Source organism: Clostridiales bacterium, from assembly GCA_015243575.1.
Classification (GTDB): Bacteria; Bacillota; Clostridia; order Peptostreptococcales; family Anaerovoracaceae; genus Anoxybacterium; species Anoxybacterium hadale.
Window position 1 is genome coordinate 4,870,573 of the sequence record CP042469.1, and the last position, 22,195, is coordinate 4,892,767.

The 22,195-nt window shown below is 40.4% G+C and carries 18 protein-coding genes; 15 read left to right on the forward strand and 3 right to left on the reverse strand.

The window, feature by feature from the left end; all coding sequences use genetic code 11:
* The first annotated feature begins 58 nt into the window (after positions 1–58).
* From FRZ06_21360 to FRZ06_21370, 3 genes are all read left to right on the forward strand, one after another.
* Positions 59–373 carry an antibiotic biosynthesis monooxygenase gene (locus FRZ06_21360; protein ID QOX65712.1) on the forward strand — a complete coding sequence of 105 codons (315 nt, stop codon included), beginning with the start codon at positions 59–61 and terminating at the stop codon, positions 371–373.
* 46 nt (positions 374–419) lie between these two features.
* Complete coding sequence (gene catA / locus FRZ06_21365) at positions 420–1,073, forward strand: type A chloramphenicol O-acetyltransferase (protein QOX65713.1); 654 nt, start codon at positions 420–422, stop codon at positions 1,071–1,073.
* A gap of 212 nt (positions 1,074–1,285) precedes the next feature.
* Complete coding sequence (locus tag FRZ06_21370) at positions 1,286–1,738, forward strand: MarR family transcriptional regulator (GenBank protein ID QOX65714.1); 453 nt, start codon at positions 1,286–1,288, stop codon at positions 1,736–1,738.
* Positions 1,739–2,087: 349 nt separating this feature from the next.
* On the opposite strand, the gene FRZ06_21375 is transcribed toward FRZ06_21370, so the two are convergent.
* The 3 genes from FRZ06_21375 to FRZ06_21385 all read right to left on the reverse strand — a co-directional run bounded on the left by FRZ06_21375 (position 2,088) and on the right by FRZ06_21385 (position 8,009).
* The gene (locus tag FRZ06_21375) at positions 2,088–3,656 is read right to left on the reverse strand and encodes an amidohydrolase family protein (GenBank protein ID QOX65715.1); all 1,569 of its coding nucleotides are present in this window, start codon (positions 3,654–3,656) and stop codon (positions 2,088–2,090) included.
* 94 nt (positions 3,657–3,750) lie between these two features.
* Positions 3,751–6,819, reverse strand: coding sequence for an efflux RND transporter permease subunit (locus FRZ06_21380; GenBank protein QOX65716.1), 3,069 nt, complete (start codon positions 6,817–6,819; stop codon positions 3,751–3,753).
* 2 nt (positions 6,820–6,821) lie between these two features.
* The gene (locus FRZ06_21385) at positions 6,822–8,009 is read right to left on the reverse strand and encodes an efflux RND transporter periplasmic adaptor subunit (GenBank protein QOX65717.1); all 1,188 of its coding nucleotides are present in this window, start codon (positions 8,007–8,009) and stop codon (positions 6,822–6,824) included.
* 189 nt (positions 8,010–8,198) lie between these two features.
* Here FRZ06_21385 and FRZ06_21390 point away from each other — a divergent pair, with 189 nt between their 5' ends.
* The 12 genes from FRZ06_21390 (at position 8,199) to FRZ06_21445 (ending at position 22,155) form a co-directional block, all read left to right on the forward strand.
* Complete coding sequence (locus tag FRZ06_21390; protein QOX65718.1) at positions 8,199–8,873, forward strand: response regulator transcription factor; 675 nt, start codon at positions 8,199–8,201, stop codon at positions 8,871–8,873.
* Between the two features lie 20 nt (positions 8,874–8,893).
* A complete protein-coding gene (locus tag FRZ06_21395) occupies positions 8,894–10,216 on the forward strand; it encodes a HAMP domain-containing histidine kinase (protein ID QOX65719.1) in 1,323 nt (440 codons plus the stop codon).
* 116 nt (positions 10,217–10,332) lie between these two features.
* A complete protein-coding gene (locus FRZ06_21400) occupies positions 10,333–11,217 on the forward strand; it encodes a LysR family transcriptional regulator (protein QOX65720.1) in 885 nt (294 codons plus the stop codon).
* A gap of 286 nt (positions 11,218–11,503) precedes the next feature.
* On the forward strand, positions 11,504–11,692 hold the full coding sequence (locus tag FRZ06_21405) for a hypothetical protein (protein ID QOX65721.1): 189 nt from the start codon (positions 11,504–11,506) through the stop codon (positions 11,690–11,692).
* Positions 11,693–12,013: 321 nt separating this feature from the next.
* On the forward strand, positions 12,014–13,579 hold the full coding sequence (locus FRZ06_21410) for a hypothetical protein (GenBank protein ID QOX65722.1): 1,566 nt from the start codon (positions 12,014–12,016) through the stop codon (positions 13,577–13,579).
* A gap of 78 nt (positions 13,580–13,657) precedes the next feature.
* Complete coding sequence (locus tag FRZ06_21415; protein QOX65723.1) at positions 13,658–14,977, forward strand: biotin carboxylase; 1,320 nt, start codon at positions 13,658–13,660, stop codon at positions 14,975–14,977.
* A gap of 78 nt (positions 14,978–15,055) precedes the next feature.
* On the forward strand, positions 15,056–17,350 hold the full coding sequence (locus FRZ06_21420) for a DEAD/DEAH box helicase (protein ID QOX65724.1): 2,295 nt from the start codon (positions 15,056–15,058) through the stop codon (positions 17,348–17,350).
* A 73-nt stretch (positions 17,351–17,423) separates the two neighbouring features.
* Entirely contained in the window at positions 17,424–18,260 is an 837-nt protein-coding gene (locus FRZ06_21425; GenBank protein ID QOX65725.1) for a sialate O-acetylesterase, read from the forward strand.
* Between the two features lie 60 nt (positions 18,261–18,320).
* On the forward strand, positions 18,321–18,707 hold the full coding sequence (locus FRZ06_21430) for a hypothetical protein (protein QOX65726.1): 387 nt from the start codon (positions 18,321–18,323) through the stop codon (positions 18,705–18,707).
* A 239-nt stretch (positions 18,708–18,946) separates the two neighbouring features.
* Positions 18,947–19,615 (forward strand): PspA/IM30 family protein, encoded by a 669-nt coding sequence (locus FRZ06_21435; protein ID QOX65727.1) that lies wholly within the window; start codon positions 18,947–18,949, stop codon positions 19,613–19,615.
* Positions 19,616–19,674: 59 nt separating this feature from the next.
* Complete coding sequence (locus FRZ06_21440) at positions 19,675–20,997, forward strand: hypothetical protein (GenBank protein QOX65728.1); 1,323 nt, start codon at positions 19,675–19,677, stop codon at positions 20,995–20,997.
* A gap of 15 nt (positions 20,998–21,012) precedes the next feature.
* Entirely contained in the window at positions 21,013–22,155 is a 1,143-nt protein-coding gene (locus tag FRZ06_21445) for a hypothetical protein (GenBank protein ID QOX65729.1), read from the forward strand.
* Positions 22,156–22,195: the final 40 nt, after the last annotated feature.

A 22,195-nucleotide genomic window follows, 5' to 3' on the forward strand; every position in this document is an offset into this window, starting at 1 on the left:
TAAATAATCCAGTAGATGAAATTCTGATAAAATTCAACCAGTCTAAAAGGAGGAATATATGACTACTAAAAGTGATCCTAACAAATACCCTAACAGTGTCACGATATTTATTGAAATTCATGCGAAAGACGGTGAAGAAGACATTGCACGTCAGGCTTTTACTACGACCATCGAAACATCGGAAAAACCCGGACTCTTAAGCTATGAAATCTTTGAAGACATCAATGACCCTGCTGCTTTCTACTCAACACAAGAATGGGAAAGTGTTGAAACGTTCCATGCCCACATGAGTGCGGCAAAAAACGGATTAAGAGATGCCACTAAAATGTTGCGGGATGCACCTAGGACTAGCATACTAAAGCGTATCGGATAAGCGATCGGTAGGCGGGCACATACGAGAGAAATTAGGAGAGAATGGAATGAATTTTAATATAATTGATATAGAAAAATGGAATAGAAAAGAACACTACTTACACTATATTCAAGATATACGCTGTACATACAGTTTGACTACTAATATTGATATTACCTTTTTAAAACAAGAGCAGAAAAGGAAGAACCAGAAAATATATCCGGCATTGATATACATGATAGCAACTGCTGTAAATCATCATAAAGAATTTAGAATGGATCATGACAGGGATGACCATTTAGGTTATTGGAGTGAGGTAAATCCCAGCTATACAGTCTTTAATGAAGAAAATCAAACATTCTCAAGTATTTGGACTGAATATGATTCAAGTTTCACAACTTTCTATGATAATTGTGTTCAAGATATTTACGATTATTCCAGTTCAACACTTATGACACCGAAGTCCAATATGCCTCAAAATATTTTTACTATTTCAAGTATTCCATGGGTTGATTTTACTTCATTTAATTTAAATGTTTATAACGAAGGGCACTACTTACCACCCATATTCACTGTTGGTAAATTTATATATGAAAAAGAAAAAATTCTGATGCCAATAGCGATACAAGTACATCATGCTGTTTGTGATGGGTTCCATATAGGTAAATTCATAAACTATCTGCAAGAATTAGCGGACAGCTATCTTGATTGGGCTAAATGATAATTATTATCTCCATAAAAACCACATCGACCTATTACAGAGATTTCGGACTAAATATGAACTGACTGATAATGGTCTAGTAGAGTCAAGGTCAGGTAGTATTTTGTTCCAAAATCTCCCCCTTACCCTAGACGACAGCGGACGGCAGAGTCAGGCTTGACTTTGCAGGAAAATATCCTCCAATTTCAGTGTATATTTAAGGAGAAAAAAAGGTGCAAAATAGTGAACTGTTATCAATGATTGTGGACTTTACAAATGTTTTTAACGAATTCAATAATAAGGCATTCAAGTTTATTGATGCTCAACTAAATAAAACAGGACTGGTCAGGACACATTTTATTATTTTGCATGAATTGGTGGGTGGAAAAGAGCTCTCAATGAGTGACTTAAGCGAGATTCTCCATGTAACAAAACCAAACATAACTGTATTGATTGATAAGCTTGTCAAGCTGGATTATGTTGAGCGTGTGAACAACAGCCAAGACCGAAGAGTAATCTTGATTCGGCTTACAGGCAAAGGAGAAGCTTTTATCGGCAAATCGTCTGAAGAGCTAATTAAGTCCGTTGTCCAATTGTTAGATTATCTTGATCAGGAGGACTTGGATGTTGTGAAGCAAACGACACAGGCTATGAAAACGCTCATTGCAAAGCTCAATAAGAAATAATGATGAAATAATCCAGTGGATAAAACTCTGATAAATTCCGAGTCAAAAAAGGAGGACGCCATGATTACTAAAAGTGATACCAACAAATATTCTGACAGTGTCATGATCTTGATTGAAATTCATGCGAAAAACGGTGAAGAGGACATACTTAAGCGTATCGGATAAACGATCATAGGCAATTCCTTTTTCAGTTAAACAGGTCTTCACCAGAGCAATCCCAAAAAGGGCTCGCTTTGATGGTTGCTAATCTAAATGTAAAAGAAAATGACCAAATGCATGATAGTCTTAAAAATTATAGTCATTGAAAAAAATTTCAGACAGCACTTCATAGGCAGCAATGCATACCGATTCATGAGTCCAGTTCTTCCTTGGTGTGATAGGAACCAGCACGTATAACAGCGTCAATCTTATGAAGATTTTGAACACTCTCTATAGGATTTGCATCCAGAAGCACTAAATCAGCATACTTGCCAACTTCTACAGTGCCCATATCATCCAGCCGACCCAGAAATTCAGCTCCGTTCAGGGTTGTCATCTGAAGAACATGAAGCGGGGAGATGTCGGCCTTCTCAAGCTCGTCGAATTCCTTGTGAATAGCGTCACCTTCGCTTCCATCGGTCCCAGCCATCATTTTAACGCCTTCCATATCGTAGATCTTGACGAGACTTAAATATAGATCATAAAGCCTCTGTGCAGTGGCTTCACTACTCCCGTTGAACAGGCCGGCATGCATGCGCACCATCGTCGGGCATTGCCACGTATTATATTGGACGTAGACATCGGCAAGTTCTTTTGCCTTTTCCTCACGATAAGTGTTAATGATATGCGTCAGCTGTGTTTCATCATTTGCGCCCCCAGAGGTATTCGTACCCCACGTGATGAATTGCTCGTTCACATAATGCTGAAGGCCCTGGATTTTCATGAGATGTACGAAGATTGGATTTTGAGTGAATTTGGTAGGAATCTCAGTTGCCTGCGCTCTCAAGGTGTTCTCGTCTGTAGAGCTGGAAATCAGAGCCCCGAAGTTGATTCCGAAGTGCTCGACACTGTGGAACCCATTTTTCGAGACCTCTTTTAAATCCATATCTGGCAGCACGTGTCCCTCGACAGGAATACCGAGTTTGTTCGCCTCTGCTTGAGTCGCATGAAACACATCTGGAGAGACACCGCCAACTTTTATAAAGTCAACACCTGATTCATGCTGTTGGCGGACAAATTTTACGGCAATCTCGGGCGTTGGTGCATTTATGGGTGTCATGATACCGCCGGGCATCGTCAGTAGCGCTGGTTGGTCCGTAGAGCTGGTAAATGCGCCGGATCTCCATTCCTTTAGAAGTTCAGCGGAACCGCTCATTTGTCTGAATCCAGTTACACCGTTGGCAAGCAGAAGTGCCATCGATTCCAGAGTATCCTCTTCCCCAATCACATGCATATGCATGTTTAGGTACCCGGGAACCACATACTTTCCAGTTGCATCAATGATCTTTGCATTGTCCGCTTTGATGGTGCCAGCCGGTGCAATGTCTTTGATTTTTCCATTGTCACACAGAATGCTCATATTGAAAGTAAGATTACCAGTCCGCGTATCCACAATCGCTAAGTTATTCAGTAAAAGTGGATAGGGTGCGCTGGGCTGCTCCAATTTCTGCGGGATGTAAGGTTGTATATTCGTTGCAGGCTGGCCGGAAAAGAGACCAGTCCATGCAACAACAAGTGCGAATATCCAAAAGAGCGGGACCCTCCATCCGCGCCAGAATTTCGTATTTCTTAGGAAAACGAGCAAACCAACGCAGGCTGCCAGAATCAGATAAGCAAACCATCGCTCTCCACTGCTGATCATCAGCACTAGAACAACGCCGAACAAAAGCACTAATAGGAGTACAAAACCAATTGTCATTAGAATTTTCCTTTGCTTCATCGTATGATCCTTCCTTTATCTTGATTTTGCAAAACGTCCGACTGCAACCTCTTTCAAACTTGGCTTGCTTTTATTATCAGATAAAAACTGAATTTTATCCACGAATGAGCTGAGTGACAGGAGCCGGAATTGTTTTTCTTCTTGTTTTCCAATCTTCAAGCAGTGAATAGGAGATGGGAACGACAAAAAGTGTGAGTAGCGTTGAGGTTATTAGACCTCCGATAACAGCATAGGCCATGGGAGCACGCAGTTCCGATCCGGTGCCGTTTGCGATTGCCAGGGGCAGCATTCCGAAAATCATTGCCAGTGTTGTCATCAGGATTGGACGCAGGCGAATCCTGCCTGCCTCAATCAGCGCCTCTCTGCATGGAGTGCCGTGGCGGGTTGCCTGTTTCGCGAAATCCACAAGCAGGATGGCATTCTTTGCCACAAGTCCCATCAGCATGATGATGCCGATCAGTGACACGATACTAAGTTCGTTTCCGGAAACAAGCAAACCCAGAATTGCTCCCGACATGGCGAACGGCATGGAAAGCAAGATTGAAATTGGATCAAGAAAGCTTTCAAATTGCGCAGCCATGACCAGATAGATGAAGAGAATGCCTGCAGCCAATGCTATCAGTAAGCCGATAAATCCCTCCTGCATGGACTGGTTGAAACCGCCCATGGATACTTTCACATTCTTCGGAATATTCATTTGATGGTTCAATATATCCTCGTACTCCTTAATAAAGTCACCGGAGGCAGCACCGATCACATTGGCGGAAAGCTGAATCTCTTCCTTCCGGTCGTATCGGTGAAGCTCTGAAGGACTGGAGCGAAAGGAGACTTTGGTAATCTGGCTGAGCGGGATCATCTGACCGCTGCTGTTCGGAACATAGATGCCCTGAAGACTTTCGATTCCCTGTTTTTGTGAATCTTGCAGAGAGACGGTAATATCGTACCGATCATTTCCGTTGTCAAATGTTCCGACGTTTGTACCGTTATACAGGGTTCGAACAGTATTGGCAGCGATGGAGGCATTGACGCCGAGGTCAGCGGCAGCATTACGGTCAATATCGATAGAAAGCTCAGGGTTCCCGGGCTTATAGTTTAAGGAAACGTCGGTTGCATGCGGGTCTTCTTTCATTTTTTCTGCTGATTTTTCTGCAAAGGCAGATAAGGTTTCCCTGTCAGTGCCTAGCAGATTAAAGGAGACATCTTTCGATTCTCCAACACCGATAGATGGTGAATTAACCGATAGCTGGGTTCCTATCAGGGGGGAAAGTTCTTTCCGGACCTCCATGCAAAGATCCTGAGCAGACTTACTTCTGTGTGCTTTGTCTGTCAACTTTGCATAAATAGCGATAGAATTGTCTTCCACGATGGTATAGGTGTATAATATTTCCGAATTTTTTGATAGTCTTTTTTCAGCCTGAATCGCAGTTTGATTTGATTTCTCTATCGTCCATCCTGGGTCTGTGTCCATCGAGATATTAAGTTCGCTCATATCGGTTGCCGGCAAAAAGGAATAGCCGAGGGCCGGAGTGACACAAAGTGAGAGCACAAATATGGCAGCGCCGATGAGCAGTATGACTTTTCTATGCAAAAGCGCGACTCTGAGAGCGTTCACGTATTGCTCTGTAATTTTATCAAATCTTTCGTTGAACCGCTCCATTATGTTTCGCAGCCAGTTGATCTTAAGCTCCTGATCCGGCTTTAAAAGGCGGGATGAAATCATCGGAACTAAGGTGAAGGATACGATCAGAGAAACCAGCATACTGAATGCAACCGTGAGACCAAATTCTTTGAAGTACTTTCCGATGACTCCTGAAACCATTGCAACCGGCAGAAATACCGATACGACGGACAATGTCGTAGCTAACACTGCTTGACTGATTTCAGACGTGGCTGCTTTTGCGGCTTCCAACGGTGAAGCACCTGCATGCAGATGCCGGATAATATTTTCAATGACTACAATCGCATCGTCAATCAGCAAACCCACTGCTAAAGACAATGCCAAAAGGGACAGGGTGTTCAGGGAAAAATCCATCAGTTTCATCGAGATGAACGTAATGATAATGGAGGCGGGTAGCGATACCGCACAAATCAAGGTACTCTGCCATTCCTTCAAAAATAGAAAGACGATGAGTATGGCAAGAATACAACCCTCAACGATTGTTTTCAGAACATCATTAACCGATGCATTAATTGAAGTGGAGTTGTCACGTACAATTGCAATGTGCATCCCCTCCGGCAGTGACTGCTGCAATTCTGCAATGGTTTCTTTGACTGACTCGGCGGTTTTAACTGTATTTGCGCCGGATTGCTGGATGATGTCAATTCCGATTGCATTCTGGCCTTTGTAATGGCAAAGGGTTTCGGCATCCTTATATCCATCCGTGATTGAAGCGATATCTCCGAGACGGATCTCTGCTCCGTTGCGTTTTGCAATCAGAACATTGCTGAATTCACGGACATCGGAAATATTGGCATTGGTACGAAGGCCGATTTCGGTATCACGATCGGATACACTTCCACTGGGAATCTCAAGATTATCTGCCTTCAGACTGTTTACAACCTCTGTGGTTGAAATACTGTATGCCTGCAGTTTTTGACGATCCAGTCGAATCTGTACTTCATGTTCCGTATTCCCGTATAAGTTGACCCCTCCGACGCCGCTGACCTGATATAGCTCATTGGTAATATGGTCTTCAATATATTGAGACATCTCGTACAAGTGGTCCGTGCCGGTTACTGCCAGAGAAAGGATTGGCTTGGAAGTCGGATCAAATTTTACGATGACAGGGTCTTCAATATCCGAGGGAAGCTTTGAGCGAATACTGCTAATTTTATCGCGCACCTCCTGTGCCGCAGCATCAGGAGCTTTATCCAGCTCAAATTGGATAATTGTAATAGATACGCCTTCTTTTACATTAGTCGTAATATGGTCAATTCCGGAAATTTGGCCGACGGCGTCTTCAACCTGCCGGGAAATCTTATTTTCAATTTGCTCAGCAGATGCACCTTGTTCGACAATACTGACGGTGACAAAGGGCAAGTCAGCTTTCGGCATGTCGTTGATTGGCAGCAGATGATAGCAGTAGAAACCAATAAGAAGGGAGGCAATGAAAACGACAGTAATCAGAACCGGGCGTTTTGTGCTGACATTCGCAAGATACATGATTATTGCACCTCCTTGTCCTGAACCTTGATAGAATCACCGTCTTGAAGCATGCTGACGTTGGATATGATCACCGAATCGCCTTCCTGAATGCCAGACTGAATGGAGATTGTCTGATTCAAGAGTTCTCCTATCTGGACTTCCCGGCGCACTGCTTTATTGTTTTCTGCCAAATATAAATAATATTTTCCTCCATTCTCAATCACCGCATCCATCGGAACTGTGATGGCCATCTTTGCGGCAAGACCGGAGAAGGAAACGGTGGTAAAGATTCCGGGCATCAGTTCGGGATCTTTCTGATTTAATGCGATTTTGCATTTAAAGCTGCGGGAAGCGGGATCGGCGGATGGATCAATGCTGGTAACCATACCCTCAAAGGTTTTATCTGACCCATCTAGGGTGACTGTTGATTTTTGACCGACTTGGATCAGACTGAGACGGTCCTGCTCTACTTGAATCACAGCATTGAGAACAGAGGTATCGTTGATTTTTGCAAGTACGACATTACTGCCTTGTGTTGTCAGATATTGTCCTACCGAAACATTCTTGCTGTCAATAATTCCAGAAATCGGCGCACAAATTGTTGCGTTGGCCATCTGATCTTTTAAGAACTGCATACTTATTTTAGCGGTATTGATATTGGCCTGAGCAAGACTGTAATCGGCATTGGTCGTTTGCAGCGAGGTTGTCGCAGCATCCAAGCTGGATTGGGACACAGCACCTTCCTGAAAAAGCGCCTGGGCACGATCAAATGCGAGCTGGGCGGAGCTCAGTGCTGCTTTTGCCTTTTGTTCTGAAAAAGAGGCAATTTTTAATTGGTTTGCTGCGGAAGCAAGCTGGTTTTCAATATCCTGTGTGTCGATCTGGATCAGTGCCTGACCCTGTTCAACTGCATCCCCGTTTTCAAAAAAGATGCTGGAGACCTTTCCGGCAATTTTTGTTGTGACAAGGCCGTATTCCTTTGGTTCCAATGTAGCCTTATATGTATAAACCGGCGAGACTGGCAGTGCGGATGCTCTTTCAACAGCGACAGATACACTGTATGACTCATCACTGCCATCATTTCCAACAGATGTGGACGTCATCATTCGAACCGAAAACAAGATAACCAATAAAATCAGAATACCTGCGGCAATACTTTTTTTCCCTCTAAAGTCAGGGAAAGATTGTTTTATTTGCTTGATTTTCATCAATAATACCTCCCGATCGATATACGTTTTTTCAATATTTATCAACGGTACCAGTATAATGATAAAAAATAATGAGGTAAGGGTGAAAAAATTAAGAATTATTAGAAACCACACTGGAATTCTGATAAATTTTAATTTTTATTTTAAGGGTCATTGCTGTAGAATAGTAAGAAAAAAGGAGACACGCTGATGCATAGAATTTTAATTGCTGATGACGATACGGAAATTGCCGCACTAATTTCTGATAGTCTGAGAGATGAAGGATTTGAGACCGAAATGGTCTATACCGGGAATGATGCATTTCGGGCGTTGAAAGAAAACAAAGATTATGCACTGGTAATATTGGATATTATGCTTCCCGAAATGGACGGATTAACGATCTGCAGAAAAATAAGAGATGAAATTTCCTGTCCTATTTTGCTTGTGACTGCGAAAAACCGTTCCATTGATACCATTTTAGGATTAGAAATGGGCGCGGATGATTATATTAAGAAACCGTTTGTTGTGGATGAGCTGATTTCGAGAGTAAAAGCCCATTTGAGGCGTGAGCAGCGAAAGGATCTGATCCCTGTGACAAGTCTTCTGAAAGCCGGCTCAATCACGCTGTATCCGGAACGGTTTGAAACATGGCTGGAGGATGAGAAGGTTGAGCTGACACCAAGGGAATTTCAGCTGCTTGCATATTTGATCGAAAATAAAGGCCGCGTTTTGTCCAAAAGCCAGATTTTTGATGCGGTATGGGGTGAACATTATGGAGATATTAATACGGTTACAGTGAATATTAAGAATCTACGATCGAAGATTGATCCGCAAAACAATCATATCATAACGGTTTGGGGTGTGGGATACAAGTTTTTGGTGTAAAAGGAAAAAGGGAATTACATATGAGCATCAGAAAAAAATATATTCTTTTTATGTTTATACTTATCCTGTTCAACTTGATTGCAGTATATCTGACCTCCAATTATTTTATGAATTATCAAACGGCTGAAAATATTCGCAGCCTTCAGGACTCTATGGACGAAGGTCTTGCGGGAATTGCCGCACAAACCCCTTTTTTGGATCTCAATCACCTGGAAAAAGCATTGAACAAAGAAGCGGGCCGGGATCAATTATCCTTCAGAGTTGTAGATATGAGCGGCAAAACAGTGTTCCGGACAGATCATTTTGTGAAGCGCGGTGGTGTTTTAACTGAGTTTCGCCCGGTACAAGCTGGACAGGAAAATTATGTGGTTCAGGCAGCAGAGAATTTTGGCGTACGAAAACTGATTCTGGACTCGCTGGTACACAAGGTTCTTATCATTGAACTAATCCTGCTGATTTTATCGGTAATCGTGTCCAGTATATTAATTATTCGAAAATACGTAGATCCACTGGTACTTCTTGCACACCAGATGGAGGAGTATGAGCATTGCTCCCAAACGGACCTTCTGCAAGTCAAGCGCAGTGATGAGATTGGCTTACTTCAGAGGAAGCTTGTTTCCCTGATGGACACAATTCGTCAGGATAAGAAAAAGGAAAATCAGCTCATTGCCGGCATCTCGCATGACATCAAGACGCCGCTTACATCCATTATGGGATACGCGGAAAGAATTATGGGAAAGAAACTACCTCCCGAAAAAGAAGCGCAGTATATGGATATTATCTATTCCAAGGCACAGCGTATCAATGAAATGATCAACGAATTCGATGAATATTTAAGCTACAATGTCGATGAAGTATATTCTTTTCAGAATTGTTCCTTTGCAGAACTTGCTGAATTGCTGCGGGCTGAATGCCAGGATGAGCTGGCGGACATGGGCGTTCAGTTTGATGTAATCAATGAATGTGCACCGGGAACTGTGACGATTGATATCATGAAACTGAGACGTGTTGCGGGGAATCTGATAGCGAACTCCCTTCGTTTCATGAAAGATGATCCTCACATCATGATAAGAATCCGACCTGCAGAAGCAGGTGTGGAGTTTGAAATGGCAGACAATGGGACCGGAGCGAGCGAGGAAGAGCTGCCGTTTCTTTTGGATCCGTTTTACACGACAGATAAAAGCAGAAAGGTAGCCGGCCTCGGACTTTCCATTTGCAAACGAATCATAGAGGCGCACCATGGCACCATCAGGGTGGAGAACCGTGATGAGGGCGGCTTTCGTGTCATTATGCACCTTCCCTTATTGATTGTGAAAATGCCTTTTAGCTCGGTTCACGATTAATTCAAAGGGCAATCGGCTAAGAACTTTCTATTATCCATGCTAATAATACTGTATGATAAATAAATAATTATTGATATAATAAATTAATAACAGAAACAATTAATAGGAGGAGCTCTATGGACTTGCTGCAAATTAAATATTTTCAAACTGTGGCCCGCATGCAGCATATGACAAGAGCTGCCGATGTATTGCAAATCGCTCAACCTGCCTTAAGTGCCATGATTGCTAAGTTGGAGGCGGATTTGGGAGTTCCTTTATTTAATCGGACAGGACGTAATATTGTTTTGAATGAATATGGGAAAGCATTTTTAAAACGGGCTAACAGAATCTTGAAAGAAGTTGACGAAGGGCGGCAGGAGATATCCGATCTGTCTGGCAGCGAAATGGGCTCTGTGTCTTTTGCAACTACATCGTTGAATAAAGAATTCGGTAATTTAATCGGCAACTTTGCATCTCTTCATCCAAAAGTAAACTTCCATATTACACAGTTAGGTGATGATCGAGAGAAATTCCATCTGCTAAATAAAGATGAAATCGATTTTGCCTTCATCAATACGATTGATGAGCACGCTAATTTCTCTACTGTGAAATTAGCAGAGGAAGACATTTATTTAGCAGTACCAGCATCACATTCCCTTGCTGGTTACCGAACAGTTTCTTTTCAGAATTTGAAAGATGAAGCTTTTATCGGATTAAAAACAAATTATAGTCAGCAAGAATTTTGTGATGAACTTTGCAAAAAGAATGGATTTGTACCCAATATCATCTGTGAGTGCAGTGAGTTTACAGCGGTGATTAATTTGGTCGAAGCAGGGCTTGGTGTTTCATTTCTACCATGTTCTGAGGATGAAAAAAAGGAGTTGCCTGTTGTTTTACTTGAGATTGAAGGGATTAACTTTAAAAATATTCTGAGACTTGCATGGAAAGAACAACGATATTTTTCAAAAGCTGCAATAAATTTCCGAGAATACGTAATACAATATTTTAATATAACAATTTAATGATAACAAAAGAGCAAGCAGTAAATTGGCTTGCTTTTTTTGTTTGGATTCATATATAAATACTTATGCATATATACATTATAATATATTTTTATTTATTGAAATTTAAGCTTATAATTTAGATAGTAGAGAGATCAACGATTTAGCGTTGCTACATAAAGAAGAAATTTGAGGGTGGAGAAGTCAAATTTTTTTTAAGCCTTGGTTAGTCAAAACTAACCAAATAGAATGTAATGATTTCAGGCATTAGACAAATGGTACAACGCTAACATACAAGGAGAACAACATGAAAGCAAGAAAAGACAAGCGGTTGAGAAAGTACGACGAAGAGTCTTACTCAGCTTTAATAAAATACTTTTTAAGTTATTATCAATTATATTTCCCTTTTTATTGGGGATGGATGCCATCCTTTTACTATCCGGAGACGCCAGTTTCGTCAAATTTACCTAACGAAACGAAAGAGCGGGAGACCTAAAACAAAAGAAATTCCATTTCTAAAGACAGGTCCGACTCTTGGCGGAGCCTGATAGGCAGTCTATCCCCTCTTCCTCAATATCAAATTGTCAAGTCAACACCACTTTGATATAATAAATGCAAATCAAGGAAGCAAATTCATTTCAATTTGCTTGATAAGGCATTTATTGTATCGGTGTGTAACAAACCGGAGCAACGGTTTGCACTTATGATATAATAAATGCAAATCAAGGAAGCAAATTCATTCAATTTGCTTATTAAGGCATTCATTGTATCGGTGTGTAGCAAACCGGAGCAACGGTTTGCACGTATGATATAATAAATGCGAAGGTGGTGTCCTATGGCTGATATTCAGAATCTGATCAAAACAATCAATAACAAGTTTACAAATAATGCTTCTACTGTATCGAAAATATACAGGGATGAGCCGATCCTGAAAACAGCAGCACAAATGGCTAATTATACGCCGCCCAAGTATCGTGAAATGAGAAATTTAGTAAAATCAAGCCCTGTTTTTTATGCGTCAGATGCAGCGCAAATCTTTTATGAACAAGGAAAATTCATGGAAGATCATACGGATGACTACCAGTATCACGGTGAATTCCAGAGCTATTTTCCAACCTATCGGTACATGACTGACCAGCAATTACGTGGATATTTTTCATGGAGAACCAAAGTTCGTGACGGTATCATAGAGAAAACGTCACTTTCTTTTGTTTTTGTTTATATTTATGAGCTTTTAATGCAAATCGGTGTCAGTACTGCGGAGGAAGGCTTTTATAAGATTAAGGACTTCTGGCAGTATTATAAGGATATCGACCCTAAGATTAGCCATTATATTAAGCTTTGGCTAAAGGACTATGTGATCTTTAATGGTCTGGAAAAACACTTGCTTGAAGATTTTACAGACATTCATTATGATCATGCAGTTTTAACCCTGATCAATTGTCATTCGCACAGTGTCAGCGAAGTTTTTTCTGCACTTAACACCTTATCATCCTATAATCTCGAGAATTCGAGATTTTACAAATTATATTCCGATGATGTTGAGCATGTAGTGTATCATGTTTTTAGTGAGCTTACAGAGTACTATCATAAAAACCGTAAAAACAGTATATGCGAAAAATTCTTCGGAAAAATAGCAGTCGATACCTATGTGATGTTTAACGCGGCCGTTTTTTATAATCATGAGAAGCACAGAGACTGCGTTTATGAAATAAACGCTATTTGTAAATATAGATGTAAAGATGGAAAATGGACCTACGAAAGATTTATCTTCCTCAAAGATAAAAACAAATATATTGGTGAACTCTTGAAAACGATAGACTTCATAATGAGGCAGGAGTATGATTTTAAATCCACCTTGAAGGTGGACAAGGTCATAAAGGTTTATCAGGATATCATCCAGAAGGTAACAAGGGGCTTATTAGAAGATAAGAAGAAAAAGTCGGTTCCCAAAATTGAAATTGACATTTCGAAGCTGCAGACGATTAGAAGAACTGCCCTTGAAACGCAAAATAAGCTGATTGTTGAAGATGCAGAGAAAATCATGATTCCTGAGCCTGTAGCAGATAGAGCAATTCAGGCAGATACAGAGGCTCAGACAGATACAGAGGCTCAGGCAGATACAGCAACTCAGGCAGATGCTGCATCCCAGAAAGATGCTGCAAACTTAAGCAGTATAGAGTACGAGTTTATGAAATGTCTGTTATATGGCAAAGATTATAGTGATTTGATAAAATCAAACGGACTTATGCTTTCCGTACTCATTGATTCTATAAACGAAAAGATTTTTGATATTTTCAGCGATACAGTGCTCATTTTTGAGGGTGAAAATCCGGAATTGATTGAAGATTATGAGGCTGAATTGAAAGAAATTATTGTGTGACATGTGTGACCTGGGGATGGCTCTTTTTTCTTCCAAAGAACAAAAGAGTCGTTGCTTTGTAACAGAGAGGATCTCGTAATGGTAAAAATTCCGAAAAGAATATCGACTGTAATTATAAATTCATTGAAGGGCGGAGTTGTGCCAAGAATCGGCCTTCCTTATATCACAGTAGGCAGAGAAACCGAAATCAATGCTCTTTTGCACGATGTTGATATTATTGCAGATGGTGGAGCATCCTTTCGCTTTGTTGTAGGCAAATACGGCAGCGGAAAAAGTTTTCTCCTGCAAACCATACGAAATTATGTTATGGATAAAAACTTTGTAGTAGTAGATGCTGATCTTTCTCCTGAAAGACGGCTGCAGGGAACAAAAGGACAGGGGCTGGCTACCTATAAGGAACTCATACAGAATATGTCCACCAAAACCAGACCCGAAGGCGGTGCTCTGACACTTATCCTTGACAGATGGATCAGCAATATCCAAAGTGAAGTGGCCGCTGAAAGTGGCCTGTCCTTTCATGACAGTGAATTCAGCAAGCTGGTTGAAAAGAAAATATACGAAGTAATCAGTTCACTGAACGAAATGGTGCATGGCTTTGACTTTGCGAAGCTTTTAATTATATATTATAAAGCCTTTCTTAATGGTGACGATGAAAGCAAAGCAAAGGTAGTAAAATGGTTTCGTGGTGAATATGTGAATAAAACGGAAGCCAAATCGGAGCTTGGTGTTAATATAATCATTACAGACGACGACTGGTACGAATATATTAAGATCTTTGCGATGTTTCTCAAGAAAGCTGGATATCATGGGCTTCTTATACTGATTGATGAGCTTGTAAATATTTATAAGGTTCCGAACAGCATTACACGGCAGTATAACTATGAAAAAATCCTGACGATGTACAATGATACACTTCAGGGAAAGGCCAGATATCTAGGCATCATAATGGGTGGAACACCACAGTGCATCGAGGATACGAGACGCGGTGTTTTTAGCTATGAGGCATTAAAATCCCGACTTGAAGATGGGCGCTTCGGACGTGATAATATGAAGGATGTGCTTGCACCGGTAATCAAGCTCTCTCCCCTTACTTACGAGGAAATGCTGGTTCTGATTGAAAAGCTTGCCGATATTCATGCAGGCCTCTTTGATTATGAGCAAGCCTTAAGCCAGGAGGATATGATCAATTTTATTAAAATTGAATTTAGTAGAATTGGTGCTGAGACAAATATTACACCGCGTGAGGTGATCCGCGATTTTATAGAACTGCTGAATATCGTCTGCCAAAACCCAAATATCAATGTTGCCGAGCTTTTGGGCTCTGAATCATTTGAATTTGCTAAGACAGAAATTAATGATGAGGTACTGGAAAAAGAGTTTGAGGAATTTGAGATTTAGGAATCTGATTTTATGGAAGTACTGAATGAATCAGCGCTTCTTCCTTAATGTGCTGGGATTGTGGGAGTGGACACAGGTATGAATATTTTTAATCGATATGCGCCGTTTATTCAGGATTTTATTTATCAGAATAACTGGGAAGCCCTCCGCGCAATCCAGGTTGCGGCAGGGGATGCAGTTTTTAATACAGACCAGAATGTTCTGCTGTCCGCATCAACAGCTTCAGGCAAAACAGAAGCTGCATTTTTCCCGATTCTCACACTCTTTCATGAAGAGCCGCCCAGATCGGTAGGGGCCATATACATCGGGCCTCTGAAAGCGCTGATCAATGATCAGTTCATGCGTCTGAATGATTTGTGCAGGGAAGCAGATATCCCTGTTTGGCATTGGCATGGAGATGTTGCCCAGTCTCACAAGAACAAACTATTAAAAAGTCCATCCGGTATTTTGCAGATTACCCCCGAATCTCTGGAAGCTTTGCTGTTACACAAACATGCAGATGTGTCAAGGCTTTTCGGCGACCTAAGATTCATTGTGATAGACGAAGTCCACTCGCTCATGCGTGGTGACAGAGGGGGCCAGACCCTGTGCTTGATTGAAAGACTTTCCAAACTGTCAGGAGTGAATCCAAGGAGGATCGGACTTTCTGCAACCATTGGGGATTTGGAAAGCACAGGAGCATTTTTGTCATCAGGTACAGGAAGAGGCACAGTCATTCCAAAGATTGAGGCCAAAGGAGCAAAATGGCGGCTTTCGATGGAGCATTTTTTCAACACTGCCAATGAGGAGCGTCGTGGACCGAGAACGCAGCATACTGATGATTCGGCGGAAGGTTTGGCACAAGATGCGGCAGAGGATAAGGGCATTCTGAAAGCATTGCCTGTTTTGGATATGAAGTCAGATATTGCACCCCAAAACGCTGACCCCGGTATGGGATATATCTTTGAACACACCAGGGGTAAAAAATGTCTTGTGTTTGTAAATTCAAGAGAAGAGTGTGAGGCTGTTACAACAACGCTCCGCCAGTATTGTGAAGCCAAGCACGAGCCAGACAGATTCTTGATTCATCACGGCAATCTGTCGGCCTCCTACCGGGAAACGGCAGAAGCTGTTATGAAGGATGAGGAACAATACCAAACCACTGTCACAACAGCAACCCTTGAGCTTGGAATAGACATCGGACGGCTCGAACGTGCTTTTCAGATCGATGCACCTTTTATGGTGTCTTCCTTTCTGCAAAGAATGGGGCGTACCGGCAGACGAGATTTGCCGCCGGAAATGTGGTTTGTCATTCGAGAAGAGGTTCCAGAGGCAAGAGCAATGCTGCCGGCAACGATTCCATGGATGCTGCTGCAAGGAGTCGCCCTCATTCAGCTCTATGTGCAGGAACGATGGGTTGAGCCTCCTAAGCTGGACCGGCTTCCCTATAGCCTGCTGTATCATCAGACGATGTGTACCCTGGCCTCCAGCGGGGAAATGTCTCCAGCGGGGCTTGCATCCCGGGTGCTTTCTTTGAGCTATTTTCATAGAATTACGCAGGACGATTATAAACTGCTTTTAAGGCATCTGATCAGCATAGAGCATATCCAGAGAACGGAAGAAGGCGGGCTGATCGTAGGCCTTGCGGGAGAACGGCAAACAAATTCCTATAAGTTCTATGCCGTGTTTAAGGAGAATGAAGAGTACACGGTCAGAAGCAAATCACAAGAGCTTGGCACAATCGTCATGCCTCCGCCAGTGGGTGAAAAAATAGCCCTTGCCGGACATGTCTGGATCGTTGAAGAGGTTGATCACAAACGCCATCTGGTGTATTGTGAGCAGGTGAAGGGAAAAGTTCCTGCATATTTCGGACAATGTCCGGGGGATATTAACACAAGGGTTCTTGAAAGAATGAGGGATGTTCTGCGTGAAAATATGGTCTACCCTTACCTGATGAAGAACGCTGTGACGAGGCTTGATGAAGCAAGGCATACTGCCAGAAATTCCAATATGACAGAAGAGTCACTCATCTGTCTTGGCGGTGATATGTGGTGTCTGTTTCCGTGGCTTGGTTCCTATGCATTTTTAGCGCTGGAGAGATTTATTAAGCTAAAATGTGCACCACAACTGGGGCTCACTGCTCTTGATTCCTCAAGACCGTATTTCATTCAGTTCAAGATGAAGGCGACGCGAGAAGACTTTTTCAAGGTTTTAATTGAGATGGAAAAGCAGCCTCTAGACCCGATGGAGTTGATCTATAAAGGTGAGATTCCGCTATTTGAAAAGTACGACGAATTCTTACCGGAGGAGCTGGTGAAAAAAGGCTTTGCATATGGCATTCTTGGGATCGAGGAGATGAAAATGCGCATTCGCAGCTGGGAGAAGAAATCATAGAATGCAAACTAAAAAATCAATGTATCAATTAGAATTTGCATTGATCGTTTAAGCTATATAAGTTAGGAGAACAATGAAATCAGTATTAATGATTGGACAGTCAAACATGGCTGGCCGTGGATTTATAGATGAAGTACCAATGATATGTAATGAGAGAATTCAAATGCTTCGTAATGGCAGATGGCAAATGATGACAGAGCCAATAAACTATGATAGACCCGTCTCGGGTATCGGTCTTGCAGGCTCTTTTGCAGCAATGTGGTGTATGGAAAATGAAGAAGAAAAGATTGGACTCGTTCCATGTGCAGAAGGTGGAAGTCTGCTTAATGATTGGGCGGTAGATAAAACATTATTTAAACATGCAGTCAGTCAGGCAAAATTTGCAATGCAGGATAGCGAACTGATTGGAATTCTATGGCATCAGGGCGAAAATGATAGTTCCGGAGGAAGCTATCAGTCATACTATGAAAAATTTCAGCTGATTGTAGAAACATTACGATACGAACTGAATGTACCAGAAGTTCCACTCGTTATTGGTGGTTTGGGTGATTTCTTGGGAAAATCAGGCTTTGGATTGAATTGTACGGAATACGAATTGGTAAATCATGAATTACAAAAATTTGCTTCAGAACAGAACAATACGTACTTCGTAACAGCAGAAGAATTAACCTGTAACCCAGATGGAATTCATATGAATGCGATTTCACAAAGAAGATTTGGCATACGTTATTATGAGGCGTTTTCAAAGAGAAATAATGTGTTAAGCCCGATGGGAAATGAGATGGAATTACTGAATCTTTGCATTAATAGACCATATACAAAAAGTGAAAAAATGTATCTGGTGATGATGGAATTTGCATTAGGTAAGATGACTTATGAGATGTATGTGGAAAAATTAGGAGCATTATAGCGCAATTGGAATAGAGTTGAAATGAATGGAAGAAATCTGCATTTCCAGAGGAGGAGTAAAATGATAAAAGTATATTTGGCTGCATTCCCAATGTTATACGAGGGAGAAGATATTGAAGTACGATACAGCTTGTTTCAGGATGAGATTCCTGTTAAGAAGGAATCTATTTATTCAGAGTATATGAAACCGGCGATTGTCGGATTGCATTCTATTCTTACGATGTTGCTGAAGCTGGAAGAATATAAGGATGAGGAAATTACAGTCCTGATCAATGACGCTTCCTTGTATGAAATTATTAAGGGAAGCAGCACCACAAAGAATGGTGACGTTCTAAAAATGGCGAGCAAGATGAAAAAGCAGCTGGTCAAATTCAACAATATATCCTTTATTAACGTTACTAAGGACAAAGCATCTTTGGTGAAATGGAAGGAACTATTAGAGGACTAAATTGGAAGAAATAAGGAAGCAATATATCCGATATCTGGGAGCAATGAAACCTCTGGATGAAGTGATTTTGGTTGATGAGCTTTGGGAAAATAAGATGTTCTCCAGTCATTGGTAAAAAGGGTTCGTCTATTGACGTGAGGGGAAAGCTTCACGTCTTTTTTTGTAGAAATCACTAATGCTGTTGCTGGAAATTCATGATATAATGAACTGTAAATTATAAACAGAAAAGGAGAAATTATATGAGTCTTATTAAAAGAGTTGCAGATCTTCTGGATGCAAATATCAATGCGCTGATAGATAAGGTTGAAGACCCAGAGGTTATGCTCGAAAAATATCTAGTAGATATGAATAAAGAGTACAAGGAAACTGAGGCTATGGTTGCAAATGCTATTGCCGCCCGTAATATAACACGGAGTAAGTATGAGGAAGCTCAAAAACAGGTTGATACGTGGGAAAAGAATGCAATGCTTGCTGTTGAAAAGGAGAACGACGAACTGGCGAAGAAGGCTCTTCACGAACAGGGTAATTATGAGCGAACTCGTGACGGCTTCAAATCTGAACTGGATAGCCAAGCGGCAGAGGTAGAAAATCTTAAAACTCTACTTTCAAAGCTTGAAGATAAGATTAATGAAGCAAAGAGTAAGAAAGACCTTCTAATAACAAAAGCTGCAAATGCCAAAACTAAGAAAAAACTTGCAGAGGTTTCTTCAAAAGCTTCCGGCAGTGATTCTACGGAAGGTTTCGCTCGTATGGAGGAGAAAGTTAATAAGATGATTGCAGAAGCTGATGCCTTTGATGAACTTAATGGAGAATCACTGATAGCACAATTTGAAAGTTTTAAGGAAGATAATGAAAATACTGCAATAGATGATAAGCTTGCTGACTTGAAAGCCAAAATGGGTAAGTAAATTGAAACATCTATATTTGCGATGTTGGATAAATAAGTCTGAAAGTTGTGAGGGGAAAAATGACTGACATCCAACGGTTAAAAAATTTAGATTTACGCGAAAGACTTGGATGGTTTTATAAAAGAAATCCGAAAAAGGCTGCAGGTATTTTTTTAGTAGTCTTGATTTCTGTTTTTTTTATTTTATTAATTCCTAGAGCTATTTTATTGAATCAGACGCAAATTGCTGAAAAATACATTTCTGAGTCTCAATCTCGTATAGAAAAGATTGATTTATCAATCGATAAAATATCTGAACGTTTGGAGAAAAACGCCAAACTTTATAAGGACTTTGAACTGTATAATATCCAATTAAATCAGGATAAAGAATGCAGCAAAAAATTGATTACAGAATTAAACGCCATCAGGGAAGAGTTAAAAAATGAGGAAATCAATAAGGTATTAGAAAAATTTCAAATTGGCAACAATGAAAAAATTCTTTTCCCAGATGAAATTACCAAGCTCGAGAAAAAAGTAGAAAGTTTAAACGCTGATATTGCAAGTGTTATCTCCATTGATACATATTTAATTTCACAATATTCTACATTTCATAAATATAAAGATTCTATTGGCGATTGTATGAAATCAAGGTTTGACAATCTTAAGATTATACAGTCAAAGGGAAAAAATGCTTCTGTCAAAAATAAAGCAAACCAGTACTTTATCGCAATCAGTGATAATGCAACGAGATTTACAAACGGATTGGATGCGTTGAACTCATATACAATTGCCGACCAGGGGACCTTCACTCTTGATGAGTTACAGGCAGTGAAACAAAATTATTTGTCTCAATCTACGCTGTTAGCAGCCACTGATTCATCGATTGATACATTTGATGAGTATTGGAATTCACTACAAGAACAATACTACACAATCATAACAGATCAATATTATACAAGAAGTACAGATTATGTGACTGAACCCAATCCTCAATTTCGCCAATGGATTGAAACAGAAACATATGAGGACACTGAAACATATACCGAAAGAGAATACGTAGGGAGCAGAATAGTTGGGGATCAACAGGAAGATATTTATGAGACAGTAACAAAGACGCGTCCTGTGACAAAAACCAGAAAGGTTACAAAAGATAATGGGCAGGCGCAAATGATTTCTGTACCATATGACGTTTACTCATTCTACTATACTATTGAAAAGTATACACCCCTTGGTATTACTAATAGTAACGTGTTTGTCGGGAAAAAACATGAAAAATACGACACATCTATAACCGTTTGGGATTACCAGTCAACTCAGGCAGTTGGCTATACTGAATGGAAGCAACTGTGGAATGACAAAAATGGTATCTTGACAGGAAAGAATATTTCTCCGAAATTGGAGTAGTAAGGAGGTGAGGGTATGGACAATCAAAATGAAAAGCTAAATGACCGTCTGAGTTTCTATATGAAAGCATATGCTGAAACCATGGACGAATTGAAACTTCCCGAGTCTGAAAAATCGAAAGTAGAACAGGAAATCGATAGCGAGTCAAAGAATATATTGGATGAAACCATACCAGATCCTCTTGATAATAGTCGGATAGATTCTCTGGAAAAGGAATACCAAATGAATCTGGATGATATCGTTACCAAGCATGAAGAATTAAAAAATAAATACATAGAAGAAAAAGAATCATTGCAATCAGACAGCAGATATAAAGAATACCTGAATCTTATTATCAATGATGATCTAAAGCTTGTAGAAAAAATGGAAAATGATGATGTTTTTGATTATTTGCTGAATCAAAAATTTGGTACCGTTGAATTCGAAAATGAACCCTGTATTATTTTCATAAAATTCAAGTATCAACCGAGATTCTGGAAATTTAAGAAAATAGCCGACAAAAAAGCTAATGAATTCGGAATTGATTCCTTTGAAGAGATGTATCATCTTTGGAGCGGGCTCAGAATCAATTACAAAAGTCTTGTGGGAAATAAAAAAATGTCAGATGTTATTGGAGAGTCTGAGCTCATTGAAAAAAGGATTAAAGACTTGGATGTAGCAATCAATAGTTATCTCACTTCACGCAGGCAGGATATAATCAATACTATTATTAGGAGAATTAAAATGGTAGATGTTGTAGCGTTTGACAAAACGAAGTTTTCAAATCTTATACCATTGTTGGAGAAATATAATGGCATCGCGCAACATATTAGAGGATTGCAGAATAGAAAAACAGTTATCATGCAAAACATTAATACAGTTGAAAAGATGATTATACTGGCAGAGCAGGGACGTTTTGTATTGGATAAAAAATCGACGGATGCTTTTTTTAATAATACTAATCCTGTAACTCCAATCTTTGAGATGATTACCGAGGCAGAGTGGAGTAGTATCAATAAAGCATTGGTCCGAAAAGGGATTAAAACCACTTCAAAAGATAATTATTCTGTTGTCCGCAAAACGATTTCAGAGAAGGAAAAAAAAGCCATTCTGGAAAAGTACAATGTAAAAGAGGGAGAGATATTCATTGATTCTAATTTAGTAAGTAAAACTAATTAAGGTTGTACAAATTGTTAAGTGGTTGATCAGAAGATCAAAT